This window comes from Bacillus sp. WMMC1349 (assembly GCF_013155385.1).
Lineage (GTDB): Bacteria > Bacillota > Bacilli > Bacillales > Bacillaceae > Bacillus.
The window spans coordinates 2,837,074-2,852,150 of the sequence record NZ_JABJUQ010000007.1 but is presented as its reverse complement, the minus strand read 5'-3'; the positions used below and the strand labels follow the sequence as shown (position 1 = coordinate 2,852,150).

At 36.9% G+C, this 15,077-nt stretch carries 11 protein-coding genes, 1 tRNA gene and 1 pseudogene; 9 read left to right on the top strand and 4 right to left on the bottom strand.

The window, feature by feature from the left end:
• The first annotated feature begins 88 nt into the window (after positions 1–88).
• The 5 genes from HOO54_RS17010 (at position 89) to HOO54_RS16990 (ending at position 5,837) form a co-directional block, all read left to right on the top strand.
• The gene (locus HOO54_RS17010; RefSeq protein WP_172297310.1) at positions 89–1,456 is read left to right on the top strand and encodes a sugar porter family MFS transporter; all 1,368 of its coding nucleotides are present in this window, start codon (positions 89–91) and stop codon (positions 1,454–1,456) included.
• Between the two features lie 404 nt (positions 1,457–1,860).
• Positions 1,861–2,514, top strand: coding sequence for a fructose-6-phosphate aldolase (gene fsa, locus HOO54_RS17005; protein ID WP_172297308.1), 654 nt, complete (start codon positions 1,861–1,863; stop codon positions 2,512–2,514).
• Positions 2,515–4,515: a transketolase gene (gene tkt / locus HOO54_RS17000; protein WP_172297306.1), complete on the top strand. Its 2,001-nt coding sequence runs from the start codon at positions 2,515–2,517 to the stop codon at positions 4,513–4,515.
• 15 nt (positions 4,516–4,530) lie between these two features.
• Positions 4,531–5,559 carry an aldose epimerase family protein gene (locus HOO54_RS16995; RefSeq protein ID WP_172297304.1) on the top strand — a complete coding sequence of 343 codons (1,029 nt, stop codon included), beginning with the start codon at positions 4,531–4,533 and terminating at the stop codon, positions 5,557–5,559.
• A 206-nt stretch (positions 5,560–5,765) separates the two neighbouring features.
• Positions 5,766–5,837 (top strand) — tRNA-Ala (locus HOO54_RS16990).
• A gap of 543 nt (positions 5,838–6,380) precedes the next feature.
• Here the strand turns inward: HOO54_RS16990 and HOO54_RS16985 are convergent.
• Positions 6,381–7,334, bottom strand: a pseudogene (locus HOO54_RS16985) (IS3 family transposase).
• 379 nt (positions 7,335–7,713) lie between these two features.
• Here HOO54_RS16985 and HOO54_RS16980 point away from each other — a divergent pair.
• Complete coding sequence (locus tag HOO54_RS16980) at positions 7,714–8,595, top strand: hypothetical protein (protein ID WP_172297302.1); 882 nt, start codon at positions 7,714–7,716, stop codon at positions 8,593–8,595.
• Positions 8,596–9,279: 684 nt separating this feature from the next.
• On the opposite strand, the gene HOO54_RS16975 is transcribed toward HOO54_RS16980, so the two are convergent.
• Both HOO54_RS16975 and HOO54_RS16970 read right to left on the bottom strand, forming a co-directional pair.
• On the bottom strand, positions 9,280–9,765 hold the full coding sequence (locus tag HOO54_RS16975) for a hypothetical protein (protein WP_172297300.1): 486 nt from the start codon (positions 9,763–9,765) through the stop codon (positions 9,280–9,282).
• 876 nt (positions 9,766–10,641) lie between these two features.
• Positions 10,642–11,241 (bottom strand): pentapeptide repeat-containing protein, encoded by a 600-nt coding sequence (locus HOO54_RS16970; protein ID WP_172297298.1) that lies wholly within the window; start codon positions 11,239–11,241, stop codon positions 10,642–10,644.
• A 307-nt stretch (positions 11,242–11,548) separates the two neighbouring features.
• Between HOO54_RS16970 and HOO54_RS16965 the strand changes: the two genes are divergently transcribed.
• On the top strand, positions 11,549–12,058 hold the full coding sequence (locus HOO54_RS16965) for an Imm6 family immunity protein (RefSeq protein ID WP_172297296.1): 510 nt from the start codon (positions 11,549–11,551) through the stop codon (positions 12,056–12,058).
• A gap of 38 nt (positions 12,059–12,096) precedes the next feature.
• Here the strand turns inward: HOO54_RS16965 and HOO54_RS16960 are convergent, their stop codons facing one another.
• Entirely contained in the window at positions 12,097–12,795 is a 699-nt protein-coding gene (locus HOO54_RS16960) for a DUF421 domain-containing protein (protein WP_172297294.1), read from the bottom strand.
• A 587-nt stretch (positions 12,796–13,382) separates the two neighbouring features.
• Here HOO54_RS16960 and HOO54_RS16955 point away from each other — a divergent pair.
• Positions 13,383–14,300: a class I SAM-dependent methyltransferase gene (locus tag HOO54_RS16955; protein ID WP_172297292.1), complete on the top strand. Its 918-nt coding sequence runs from the start codon at positions 13,383–13,385 to the stop codon at positions 14,298–14,300.
• Between the two features lie 105 nt (positions 14,301–14,405).
• A complete protein-coding gene (locus HOO54_RS16950; protein WP_172297290.1) occupies positions 14,406–14,990 on the top strand; it encodes an MOSC domain-containing protein in 585 nt (194 codons plus the stop codon).
• The last annotated feature ends 87 nt before the right edge of the window (positions 14,991–15,077 follow it).

The following is a 15,077-nucleotide window of genomic DNA, read 5'->3' as shown; positions in this document are numbered from 1 at the left end:
GAGAGCGCAATTTTCAGGATGATATGAAAGCGCTTAAAATAGAGGTTACTTATGGGGAAATTCAGACAACGGAAAGGAGAAATACATCATGAGTAATGTATCAAGTAAGTTTATTTTCTTCTTCGGCTCATTTGCTGGAATCTTATTTGGTTATGATATAGGGATTATTGCAGGTGCGGAAGGACATATCAATCATGATTTTAATTTGAGTCCATTATGGTTAGGGATTGTTGTATCTTCATTAATGGGCGGAGCTATCATTGGATCAATTTTAAGCGGTTTACTAGGGGATAAGTTTGGCCGCAGAAAACTAATCTTAATTGCGTCTGTTATTTTCTTTGTTGGTGCAATAGGTTCTGCTGTTGCACCGGATGAAATCTTCTTGACAATTGCTCGTGTGTTCTTAGGAACAGCAGTCGGTACAGCTTCTTCTCTAGTTCCTGCATACATGTCCGAAATAGCACCAGCGAATATTCGGGGAAAACTATCAGGATTGAACCAGTTAATGATTGTCATCGGGCTCTTATTAAGTTATATCGTCGCTTTCATTTTTGAACCAATTCCAAACAGTTGGCGATTAATGCTTGGTAGTGCTGGTATTTTTGCCATCATATTATACATTGGTATGTTAAAACTTCCAGAATCACCTCGCTACTTAATTAAAAATGGTATGGCAGATAAAGCACGCGAAGTACTAGCATCTCTTCGCAATTCAAAAGCCGAAGTGGATGTTGAAATTTCAGAGATTCAAGATGTTGCTGAACATGAAGAATCAGGTATCGGACAATTATTCCATAAGAAATTTCGGATGGCTCTCATTATTGGAGTTGGGATGGCTACCTTCCAACAGATTCAAGGTGCAAACTCAATTGTTTATTATGCTACAAGTATTGCAAGGAAAGTTGGTTTAGCACCACAAGTAGCTGCTGGATTTACAGTGATTGTCGGTGTGATCTTCGTGGTGACAACTGTTATCTTCTTACAATTTGTAGATAAATATAATCGCCGCACAATCTTGACTATTGGCGGCGCCGGTATGGCTCTTTCATTCTTTACGCCAGCAATTCTCGAAGCATTAGGAACGAGTGAAGGTGTGCTTAACTGGGTTACATTAATTGCACTTTGCTTTTTCATCCTTTTCTATTCGTTTTCTTGGGCACCACTTACTTGGATTATCGTTGGGGAAATCTTCCCGTTAGCTGTACGTGGAATCGGTGCTGGTATTTCATCAGCCTTCAACTGGACAGGTTCACTTGCAGTTGGACTTGTATTCCCAGTCCTTGCTGCTAAGTTCAGTTTTGGTGTTATCTTCTCAGCTTTCGGTATCATCTGTGTTTTAGGGTTACTTTTCATCCGTTTCGTTGTTGTAGAAACGAAAGGTCGCAGCTTAGAACAAATTGAAACTGAAATGGCAGCTCGTTCGGCAAAAAAATCAGCTGAGGCAGCTAGAGTGTAATAAAGTTCGGTTATTTATTATATTTACTCCTTTCTTAAGGAGATGTCTAAAAAGTCCTTTTTCAACATAAATCAGGGGGAATTGCGAGACTCCTGCGGAAACAGCGAGCCAGGCGAGACCCAAGAGGAGCAAGGAACGAGCTCCGAGGAGGCTCGCGGATCGCCCGCGGAAAGCAAATTCCCCAATTTTTATTCATCCACACAACTTTCAGGACAGCCCCAATTTTTAAAACTGGTTTATTTTTCGAGATTGATATTCTTTCAGGTCGATTGCATAAGATGGAGTTTTTAAGATTTTCATGTAACGTATATAAATGTATGATATCTATGTAAGAATCTAACTATGACAATACACACACGAAACAAAATGTGCAACTAACTTTATAAAGAAAGTGTGATATCAAAATGAAATTCTTTTTAGACACAGCGAATGTAGAAGAAATTCAGCGTATTCATTGCCTTGGTTTAGTTGATGGTGTAACAACTAACCCTACGATTATCAGTCGTGAAGGTCGCAACTTTGAGGAAGTCATCAAAGACATTTGCTCAATTGTTTCTGGTCCAGTTTCAGCAGAAGTGATCAGTTTAGATGCTGAAGGAATGGTGAAAGAAGCACGTGAAATTTCAAAATGGGCAGATAACATTGTTGTGAAAATTCCGATGACAGAAGAAGGGTTAAAGGCTACACACATTTTAAGTCAAGAAGGTATTAAGACAAATGTGACACTTATTTTCTCTGTTGCACAAGGATTGATGGCAGCAAAAGCTGGCGCAACTTTTATTTCGCCATTTTTAGGACGTTTAGATGATATTGGTACACCCGGGATCAAACTAATTGAAGACTTACGTACAGTTTTGGATAACTACGGATTGAAAGCTGAAATTATTGCCGCAAGTATTCGTAGTCTTGAGCATGTTGAAGCGACTGCTAAAGTTGGTGCGCATATTGCGACCATTCCTGCTTCATTATTCCCTAAATTATGGAGCCATCCGTTAACAGATAACGGGATTGCACAATTCATGAAAGATTGGGAAAGCTTCAAGAAGGAGGAAGCCTAAGTGTTTGATAGAATTGACAACCTGGCAGTTAACGCAATCCGTACTTTGAGTATTGACACGATTCAAAAAGCAAAATCAGGACATCCAGGCTTACCGATGGGTGCGGCACCAATGGCTTATGTTCTTTGGTCAACATTTTTAAACGTGAATCCAAAAACTGGTCGTGATTGGACGAACCGTGATCGTTTCGTCTTATCAGCTGGACACGGTTCAGCCATGCTGTATAGCTTACTTCATTTGTCAGGCTACAACTTGTCGATTGATGAGTTGAAGAACTTCCGCCAATGGGATTCGCTTACACCAGGACATCCTGAAGTGGATCATACTGATGGAGTGGAAGCGACAACAGGTCCGCTCGGACAAGGATTTGCAAATGCAGTAGGGATGGCAATGGCAGAGGCTCATTTAGCCGCAACTTATAATAAAGACGAGTTCAAGATAGTGGACCACTTTACTTACACTCTATGTGGTGATGGAGATTTGATGGAGGGGGTTTCACAGGAAGCGGCATCACTTGCCGGGCATTTAAAACTAGGGAAATTAATTGCCTTCTATGATTCAAATGATATTTCTCTAGATGGACCAACTTCAAAAGCCTTTACTGAAAATGTAGGAAAACGTTTTGAAGCATATGGCTGGCAACATATTTTAGTGAAGGATGGAACTGACTTAGAAGAGATTGCAAAGGCCATTGAGGCAGCCCGAACAGAGACAATAAAACCAACATTAATCGAAGTCAAAACAGTAATTGGATATGGTGCGCCGAATGAAGGGACAAGCGGTGTTCACGGCGCACCATTAGGAGATGAAGGCATCAAGCACGCAAAAAGTGTTTATGAGTGGTCACATGATGCTTTTGAAATTCCAGAAGAAGTGTACAACCGTTTCTGTGAAACGATTCAAGCCCGTGGATGTCGTGCAGAAAGTGAATGGAATGTTTTGTTTACTAAATACGCTAAACAATTTCCAGACTTAGCTGAACAATATCAATCGGCATTTGCCGGGATTCTTCCCAATGGTTACGATAGTGAAATGCCAGTTTATGAAGAGGGAGCTAGTGCTGCAAGCCGCGTTACTTCTCAGGAAATGATTCAAGCCTTATCAAAAACAGTTCCTGCACTGTGGGGCGGATCAGCTGATCTTTCCAAATCAAACAATACAATGGTTGCGGCTGAAACAGATTTTTCTCCTGAAAATTATCGAGGGCGTAACATTTGGTTTGGTGTACGTGAATTCGCAATGGCTGCAGCTATGAATGGAATCGCACTCCACGGAGGTACACGAGTTTATGGAGGAACATTCTTTGTTTTCTCTAACTACTTACTTCCAGCGATTCGTATGGCAGCTATTCAACATTTACCGGTCACTTATGTGCTAACACATGACTCTATCGCAGTAGGGGAAGATGGTCCAACACATGAGCCAGTCGAACAATTAGCGAGTGTTCGTTCGATTCCAAATGCAATCGTAATTCGTCCAGCAGACGGAAATGAAGTACGTGCTGCTTGGAAGTTAGCTGTTTCAGCTACTGACAAGCCAACGGTCTTAGTTCTTAGTCGCCAAAACTTACCGGTTCTTCCTGGTACAGCAAGGGGTGCTGAAGAAAACGTGGTCAAAGGTGGATATGTTCTTTCTCCAGCACAAGCTGAAACACCTGAAGGGATTTTGATGGCTACTGGTGCAGAAGTCAAACTCGCAATAGATGCGCAAGCAAAACTACGTGAACAAGGGATCGATGTATCCGTTGTTTCTCTTCCAAGTTTCAATTTATTCGATCAACAATCTATTGAATATAAAGAAACGGTATTACCATCATGTGTTACAAAACGTGTAGCAATTGAAGCGGGTTCAAGCTTCGGTTGGGGCAAATACGTAGGACTAAATGGCGCGACTGTCACCATCGATCAATTCGGTGCTTCAGCTCCTGGACAGATTGTGTGCGAAAAATTTGGTTTCACAGTGGAAAATGTTATTGCAACATATAAAGCATTAGAAAAGTGAAGGGAGTCGGAAAGAATGAACATAACACAAAGACCATTTGGTGATGATCACTTGCTGTTTACGATTGAAAATGATCATGGGGTCATATTAGAAGTGTCAAACTTTGGCGCAAGAATTGTCAATCTCTTTGTCCCCACTGCTTCAGGTCGTAAAAATATCGTATTGGGATTTGATTCTATAAAGGATTATCAGCAAGAAACATACTTCGGAGCGACAATAGGAAGAGTTGCAGGAAGAATAAAAAATGGTGAATTCTCTCTTGATGAAACACTTTACAAAACATCTGTCAACCAATTAGGGAATACTTTACATGGTGGGAATCCTGGCTTCGATGAGAAAATTTGGGGTTATGAAGTGAAGGAAACGGAACAAAGTGGATCAATCGTCTTTTATACGCATTCACCCGATGGTGAGAATGGTTTTCCAGGGAATATAGAAGTAAGTGTGACTTATACATTAGACAACTTTAATATTTGGTCTGTGAGCTATCAAGCAAAAAGTGATAAAAATACAATTTTCAACCCGACAAATCACGTCTATTTTAACTTAACAGGACATCCAAGCCAGCCAATTGATGATCATTCTTTACAAATATGTTCTAAAGAGTTTGCACCAGTAGATAACGAAACCATGGTAACTGGCGAAAAGAAAAGTGTCATTGGAACGGCTTATGATTTTCGAACTCCGAAGAAATTAAAATCAACCTTTGAATCCAATGATACAGAAGTGAAAAAGGTGCAAGGGATTGATCACCCATTCTTTCTGGCGTGCTCAAATCTTGAGCAAATGGCAGCGGAATTAAGCAGTCCTGATGAAAAAATAAAAGTTGAGGTCTACACAGAAGAGCCAGCAATCGTTGTGTATACTACGAATTCTGTCGAAGGTGTGCCACTTATGCACGGAGAAAAATTAAGTCAACACGGTGGAATCACCTTTGAAACTCAAGTGGCTCCAGGAGCGATCGAATTCGAAGATTTTGGAGATATTATTCTTCATGCAGGCAAAAGTTACACTTCTCAAACCAAATACAAAATCATTTTTTAAGGTTGCAGTGAGAAAGTTTGTCTGGATGGAACTTTTCTTTCTAAAGAGGGAGGTTCCATCCGATTGAAAAATATTAGCTGTAAAAATCCACTTGATTTTAATCTGAATTCCATCTATAATAAACCATGTCTCAATGAAATGGGCATTAGCTCAGCTGGGAGAGCGCTACACTGGCAAGTTTTCTGTAAGTCAGTTTGCTTTGCTTTGGGGGTGTAGCTCAGTGGGAGAGCACTTGCATGGCATGCAAGGGGTCGTGGGTTCAATCCCCATCACCTCCACTTAAAGGCTCAATTTATGAGCTGAAAAAACCTTCTTGGAGGAACTCTGTACGAGTTTTCTAGGGAGGTTTTTTGTTTGTGAATGGAAATGGCATAAAAAGATGATTTAGCAGAAAAAACGAATGAAAGGTTTAACGTAGAATTCACTCCAGAGTTACATTAATTTGTTTAAGTTGTGGAATGATTGGCTGTCTCAACAAGGGATTGAAAGAATTGAGAAGTTTAATCCAAGAACAACTAAACAGTTTCTTCTCTGGTGTCAAGAAGATCGATGAAACAAACCAAAAACGGTCAACTCAAAAGTGAAACTCTTAAGAGTACTCTCAAAAGTGGATGATTGAGTAAAACATGATTGAAGAGCCATTTACTAAAACTAAAACTTCAACGAGAAGATGCAAAGATTTTCTCTGAGAAAGACCTTCAAGATGTTCTCCGCTACCTAAGAAGAGTCAAAAGAGACGAGAGGACAGCTTTACAGCCAAAAGGAACTACACTATGAGTCTTCCTTTTTGGATGGATTGTCAACACTAAACTAGACAATTTTTAAGGTGTTGGACTTACATAGCCAAGTGTACCATGATTCGTATGTGATTAAACCAGTGAACACAATCATGAAAGTTCCATGTTAACTCTTCTGAACTATCAAAATGACCCCCTTTCACAAACTCTGTTTTGATGATTTTAAATGTTGCTTCAGCTACCGTATTATCATATGGACAGCCTTTCAAACTCAAAGATCGCTGTCTGTAAGGCATCATCAATTAACTTATTCTTAAATTCGTTTCCACGGTCTGTATGGAACATTTTATTTTTCGGAGATCCACCTGGATCGAAGCTAAAGCACGATAAACGAGTAAAGCATCTTTGTTTGGTCCTGTACTAAGCCAACAATTTCACGATTGAAGAGGTCATCGACAAATACACATATATCATGCCATTTTTGATCGACTCTTACAGAGAAAAGGTCATGTTCCTGCATAATACGCCCGATTCTTCGCCTTGACACGATTTGATCTCGCTTTTTTAGTTCGACCTTGATTTTACGTGTACCATAATTTTGACGACTTGTATGAAATATTTCGATTACATTTGATGTTACGTCATCTTCTTTTACTCGTTTCTTCGTTTCATAGTAAAAGGTACTTCTCGGTAATTGTAAGACTTTGCACATTGCTGATATCGAGTATTTGTGCTGGTTATTCTTGATCACATTTACTTTCGTCCTAGTATCAGCGTGGCGTGCTTTAAAATATCATTATCCATTTCTAGTTGCTTATTTCGCTTTCGAAGTTCGATCAGTTCTTTTTGTTCTTCAGTTAAATTATCATTTTCTTTAAAGGAACCAGATTTATGATTTTGACTCACCCACTTATCCAAAGAAGATGGAGTTAGGTCATATTCTCGAATAATCTCCTGTTTCGGCTTACCCTTTTGATATAATTGCACGATTTGTTGTTTGAACTCATCAGTAAATGTTCGACGTTCTCTTCCAGTCATGTAAATTCTCTTCGCATGTAAATTCTCTTCGAATGTAGTATCTGTAGTCTGCTTGACCTTTTGACCTTGAAAAATCTGTCCAACTAAATGTAGCCTATCCACTTTAAAAGATTCTATAATGTATGGTATCTTTGAGAAAAAATTGATAGGGGTATGTTTATGAAAAAGACGTTACTAATGTTATTAGGATCTATAATTTTGACTTACTTTACTTTTATCTTACCTTTTTCTGAAGTATTTAATAGTGGTTTATTTGAAGTATTGTCTTTTTGGTTAATTTTGATTTTCATAATCTTTAATAATTATAAAAACAATAATACATAATAGATTTACAGGTTTTTTCTTTTATGTTAATGTGTGGGAAGGAGGTGATTTTAGTATGAAAAAATTCAATTTCATACTTTTTTTATTACTTTTATCATCATTAACGTTCTATGGAGGGACAGTAAGCGCAAAAGAAAAAGTGGTTGAAGATCCTGCTGCAAAACAAGGTCACTCTGTAGATCTTAAAGTTGAAAAGTCTACTGCATATTATAATTCACTTAGCGGTGAACGGATCGAATATACTCCAGAAAATGAACTACTTATTGCAAAAACAAAGTTAGAAGACATGGTGAAGTATAAAAAGCTTACCGGAAAAAGTATTTCATACGAAGAAGTAGGTCTGCGGGATACAGATAATTCTAAAAAAACAACTAAGTTTCACACTTTATCATCTTTATCACCAACAGAACCGGCAACTAATGATAAACTACTTATTGCTCAACAAGTTTTTTATAAAGGAACATCAGGAAGTAATTATAAATACCAATATCACTCTTATGCCGAATGGTTTAAAACGCCTATTAATCACAAGAAAGATGCATTTGCAACGGCTTGGGATACGTCTGCAGTGCCGTTATCAGGAACGTTTGAAGGGTATTGGCAACAACAAAAAGCTGTTGCGGATGGCAATGGCGGGATAAAATATGTAACAGAAGACAAAAAGCTATCAGCTGATCCTGACTCTTACAAAAATTATGGACATGGAGTTATTCTTGCACCTGGTTATGGGGATACTCAATTTATGACCATGGATAGAGATATTCTTGTTCCACAATCTAAAAAAGGAGATCCTGCAAATATCATTACAAAATATCATCACACTTATGCCACAATAAGTGGTGTTGCAATTAGTGTTGGACCTGCTGCAATAACTTTTAGCGGCAGCTGGGGAGATGATTTAGTTACAGAATATAGTTTTACATATGGAGATCGTTAAGGTGAAAAAGTAAGCCCTTCTTTTACCAGGAGGGTCTATTTCATTTCCCGTTCACAACATCCTCAAATTTAATGAAATTGGTGTCTCTTTGAGTCTAGTACATGTAAGATGTTGTGGATTTTTATGTAGTGGATTTTTCCTTCTACTTCATTAAAAAGACAGTGGCTTAAATACGTTGAACTGTTGGGGGTATTAAACTCCATCGCTTAACATATTACCCTTTCCACATCCAGTATTTGAGTCATGTCAAGTTCTAGCTTATTTTCACTCTATTGTGGTTGGTTTCTAATTCTTGAAGCAAACTGACGTGCTCTGCTAGTAGCATAGCTGTTCATTTTAAAAAAACCAACCTTTGATGAGTTTTTTTGATGTAATAAAAAGACCTTGAAATAAAAGGAATAGTCAGAATAAAATATACTTGTTCAGAAGACAATCATCTATACTGCCAGTGTAGAGGGGGCAGGGTTTGAGCCCGCTATGCTCCATACCGTTTTTTTTGTTTTGTTGACTTGTGCGAGGACAATCGCAGTGTAGCGCATCGATTATCGCGTCTTCGAAACGGTATAGGAGCCGATTTTTCAAGTGCGTTCAGATGGTACTGCTTGAAACTACTTCATCAACCGCCTCCATCTGCATTAGAAAATGAAGAGACCACAACATGGAGGGCATTGTATGCTATTGTTATTAATTGTTAATGTCAATACGCTTCCTGTCTACAAATCTTTCATACCACTCAGCTAAAGGGATGGATATGACATTTAATATTTCTAATTCATTGATTCTAAAGACAAACAATCCCCCTCTTTCAAAAATTCTTATTAATAGTTCATATATGCTTAGATATTTAATATATTCAGGATGTTTATCAGCATATTTTACTAATTGGATGTAGTATCCAAATATTTTATATACATATATATTAAACTTAATTAAAAAATCTGTAGCAACCGAACTGCAATAATCTGAAATATTTACCTGCTCAATATCACCAAGCAATTTTGCTATATTTGTAAACATTGGTTTTAATGGTCTTATCTCTTCCACCTTATAAAATTGAGCTAACCTTCTCAAAAACTCACGCCCTAATTCTGCATTTTCTTCTAATACAATTAACCTTGCTTGATCCCACTTAATATTGTTAATTCTTTCAACTGCCTTATTCAGATACATGTTTCTCACCTCGAAAATTAATATTTTATCCTAATATTTCGTATAATCAATTGAATGATCATCCTGGGAAATACCTGTAATTCGTTACTTATATTAATTTAGTCAATTCAAGCTTTTCTGCTGTAGCCTTCATTAAACTCTTAAATCCAAAATAGTGAACCCTTAACAGAATTAATCATTTTCGGGGGATATTTCATACTGCTCGATCGCAGTACTGACCATCTCACATGAGAAATCCAGAGTTATTGACTGAGCTCTTCGTCATTCTTAAACCTCGCGATTTTCAAACTTAAGCCATGTGGTCGTTCTCTCTCTTTACCTTCTTCAATTTCCCAAAGATAAATGCTAATTGTACGTTTGTGTTTTGTCTTTAAATTATTGTCATTTACTTTTTGGATATTTTCACTTCGTACTTGCTGTTTTACTTTTCTATTACTCCCCCTGATTAATTATGTATGATCTTTTCACGTTTAACGTCCTTATTATATAAATAATAATTTGGAGCGCAAAAATAGACATTTTAGATGATAAGGAACTTCCCTCTAAAACGTTTCTAAATCTTTGCTATTTGGGAATATAATTTGTGCTATCTCATGATCAGGACATATTTATCTTCCGCCCTTTCATTGAAACAACTCTCCATACTTATTATGAATATATGGAGGGTAGTTTTTACGATCCATTGTTAATATCTTTTCTAGATTCTTGCTTCTTAGGCTTAGAAACTATACGGATGGTTGCCAGAAACAGGTCCAACATCTATAGCTGTTTGTTTCCTTCTTTCCACTTTGTGAATGGGATCAGGTGTTTTTGACTTGTCGGATGCGGAGTTTTTTGACATTTTCTTAATAACTAGTTCATTTACGGAAAATCGTTTCATTCTTTCACATTTAAGTTGTTTTGCAACCATTTTCTAGCCTCTTCACCTTCAAGAATTATAGGTTGTTCAGTCGTTCCAATATTTATACTTTTAATAATAGCTTCATCTAATCCTATTAATCCCGAAAGATTTGCCTCACTCAGCAAAGTGTCTTCAAAGTAAGCTGAACTCACGTCTGCATTTTGAAGTTTAGCATGTTGAAAGTTAGTATAATAAAAAGAACAAGCCATTAAATTAGTATTTGTTAAGTCAGCATTATTAAACATAGCCTCAGAACAGTCAGCTTTAGCAAACCTTGCATTCCTAATATTAGCCATTGAAAAATTCGCATATGATAAATTTGTTTTATAGAAATCAGCCTTTGTGATATTTGTACACTCAAATATTGATGAACAAAGCACAGATGAATGAAAATCCTTTTCTTGCAAGTTCATATTACTAAATCTACATTCTGTGATGTACGCTTGATCCAATCGATATTTTGTTAAGTCAATGTTTCGTAAATCCACTTCATCAATCACTAGCTTCTTTCCCTTTTCACCAATAGTTTTTACATATATTTGATGTAAATCTAATTGTTCAACAATGTCTTTCATTTATTAAAAACCTCCTCATTCAGAATACCAAACCATTCGATTTAAGTAACCATTCCTCTAAAAAACGAGTTTGAATCTGAGTCAAAAAAGCCAGGCCAAACCAAGTGAAGTGACAAGAACTTAAGAATTCATCAATCTAATCCAGCATCTGTAATAGATGCAGCGGAAAATTGATGAAACCTTGTTCACCTGAAAAGAGTGGATATATTACAATAGTCGTAACATCGGAAACTGATCAATAGTGTTAAAACCAATCGTTTAACTCTTTTAGATTGCAAGATTATCGATTGAATATACGGGGGAAATCATGGAAAATAATTTATTTAATCATTTACAAAGTGAAGTAAAAGTAGGTTTTATTTTAACAGTTGCTGAAAGAATATTTTTGGTAATCAGTAAAGATGACCAGAGATATTTAGACGGGAGAAAAGCACTGGACAAATGTTGGTTATGGGTTGAATCAAAAGATGTTACAGGGGATGAACTGTATGAATTTATTGATAACGTAGATTATACAGGAATCTCAGAGTTCGCTGAGGAAGAAGAAGACTTGAATATTGCTAGACTATGGTCGGTATTAGTTGATGCTGTTGCTTATACATCTTGGGAAGCCTATAAAAAGGAAAAAGTAAAATACCTACCGCAATCATTGGAAGGTATAGATGATGATATCACTAACTTTCTAAACTGTGCAGTTGAAACCAGTTTTCTCACCATAAATGAACTGAACAGAATGAAATATGATTTTCATAATTATCATTGTATAGACAATAATAAAATTCCAGTAAAAAGACAGGAATTTATAAAATTAATTTAAAAATGTTAACTTCTAATCCGATAAATCGAATATCCCCCTTAATGTAATACATCATTCCTTTTATCGATATACAAGGTGCCGTCCTTTTGGACTTCGGCATAAAAGACATCGGAAACTGAATGGATTCCAGATGATTGTAATTGTTGTTGTAACCATTGTGTATTGAGGTTTAATTTTTCGAGATTCGACTTATTTATCGTACCGTCAGTTATAACTTGAGTGGAAGTAGGGGATACGTTGAATGTAGTCTGTAGCACACCCATATCGAATTTTGTTAGAGGTTGTTTAGGTTCCTTTTTCAAAACGGATAATTCTCCGTCTGTTTCCATTATGGCATAATCAACTTCAGAAATAGAAAAGGCATTTTTCTTTCTTAATAAAGTATTTAAGGCGTCAATATCTAATCGTACTTTTCGTAGTTCATCTTCCATAATCTTGCCTTTTTTTATAAGGATTCTTGGTTGCCCTTCCATTAGTACACGAGCTTTTTTAGATTTTATATCTAGAAATCCTAAAGCGATTGTAATGATACTCCAACCTACTAACGCTATTAAACCATTGCGAATACTGAGAGTTGAATCAATTGCAAGGGAAGCTCCAATCGTACCGATTGCAATACCAGAAACAAAATTAAAAAAAGTCATTTGTGTCAGTTCTTTTCTGCCCATAAGTCTTGTGAGAATTAATAAAGTTACAAAAGCAATCATAATTCTTAGCAATAACTCAAATATTGACATTGTTTCATACTCCTATTTTTTACATATTTTTAGTTTCCCTAGAAAAAAATAATTTAATTCATATTTATTTTCGTCACCTATGATAATTTCCGATTCGTTTTAGGTTAAGGAATAAGAAAGGTCTGTTAAAGTGAAAGTCCTTGCGACCAGTTGGAAAAAACATCGAGTTCAGACGATTTTTTTGAATCCAACGAGGCTTTTTATGTGGTATATTATAACAGACATACAGTCAATAACGAATGATTTATTTCGTTTTAGGTCAAATATTCATCATCCAGGATGTATTAAAAAATATATATGTTTGGAGGAAATTTGGGTGACAAAAAGTTGGAAAATTGTTTTATGGACTATTTTGGGGCTGTTTTTTGTTGGAATGATTTTAAGTATCATAGGGATTGTAACATTCTTTAGTATCTAGCCGAATGTGTACGCATAAAGCTTTGAACTGGTCAACTCACTATTAAAATGTTTTTACTTGACAAAAAAATCTTTTTATGCTATAATTTACATTTATTCATTGTGTGTATATAATAGGATTCTCCTGGCCAGGGGAATCCTATTTTTCGTGAATGAAGGAGTAGTGTAGTATGAAAAAAGGTGAATCCAGTTTAACTTCATTAATCTCTGCTTTTGCTAGAGCTTATCACAGCCAATTTGACCACCCTAAGATTTTTGCTGATCATGTAGCTCAAGATTTAATATCACAAAAAGAATTTGCTGAGATCAGAGCAAATTTGGTTCAAGGTATCAAGTTCTTCAACAAAGACATTGCACAAAAGTTAAAGGAAGATCAAGATGAAATGTTAAAGTGGATCACTCAAATTCAACTTTCTCCAATTACGATAGCACGTTCTGCTTATTGTGAAAAAGTTATCCTGCATGAAGTTTTGCTAGGTTTAAAACAATATGTCATACTGGGAGCCGGGTTAGATACTTTTTGTTTCAGGCATCCAGAACTAAGCAGTACTTTAGAGATCTTTGAGATTGATGATCCAGCTACACAGGAAAATAAAAAGACGCGGCTTGAACAAGTTCATGACCAAATTCCAGACCATCTTCATTTGGTACCAATGGACTTTACTAAAACGTTTTCCTATCAGAGTTTGCTCGCTAATGGATTTGATCTGAACAAAAAAACGTTTTTTAGCCTTTTAGGTGTTTCTTATTATTTAACTAAAGAGGAAAATCTCAGACTGATCAAGAGTGTCATGGCGAAAGTTCCTTCGGGAAGCTCGATCATTATCGACTATGCTGACGAAAACCTGTTTGCGGAAAAAGGTACTTTTAATAGAGTAGAAAATATGGTGAAAATGGCTGCGGCAAGCGGTGAACCTATGAAATCATGTTTTACTTATGATGAAATGGAGAAGTTGCTGGAAGAAGCCGGTTTGTTGATTTATGAACATTTAACACCGGCTAAAATGAATGATCTATATTTTTGGAATCGTCACGATTACTTATCAGCTTTTGAAACGATTCATTACATTCATGCTGTTGTACGCTAACAACAATACTAAAACCCGCTGTAAAATCAGGCAGCGGGTTTTAGTTTGAAGAAAAAAGGTAACTATTGTAAAATGGATGTTAAGTCAAAAAAGGAGCTGAGCTGAATGTGGCAAAGACATAAGGCAGTGGCTGAGAACGTTTACATAGCGGAAACATCATCATTTGTAACTGAAAGAAAGAAACAAATTGAGATTGATTACGGTGGGATACCCGGTGACTTACATTTTGGTCTAACAAAGACGGCCGGAGCTCGCGAGCCAATGTATAAAAAAGGAACTGAGATTTTTAACAGACGCCAGATTTCAATCGTCTCAGTTGAAGAATGTTTAGAAATTGCGGAAAAGTTAAAAATTCCTGCTGTTTTGCCGGAGTGGCTTGGAGCTAATCTTGCTCTAAGTGGATTGCCTCAGTTGACTTCCTTGAGGGAAGGAAGCAGATTGGTCTTTCCAAGTGGTGCGTCTCTTTTATCTGAAGGTGAAAATGAACCGTGCAGCCAGCCTGGTGAGGTCATTCAAAACCAGTTTCCAGATCAACCAAAGCTTGCTACCAGGTTTGTTCGCCATGCTTTCGGTAAAAGGGGAATCGTTTGTGTTGTTGAACGACCGGGTTTTATTTCTCAAGGAGATCAGGTAGAGGTCTGGTCATATACACCAAATGTTGTGAAAGATACTAAGTTCGGGGCTGTCTAAAAAAAGTCCTTATTACGATCAGGGGAAATGGCAAGACCCCGCAGGAGCAAGGAACGTGCTCTGAGGAGACTCGCGGATCGCCCGCGG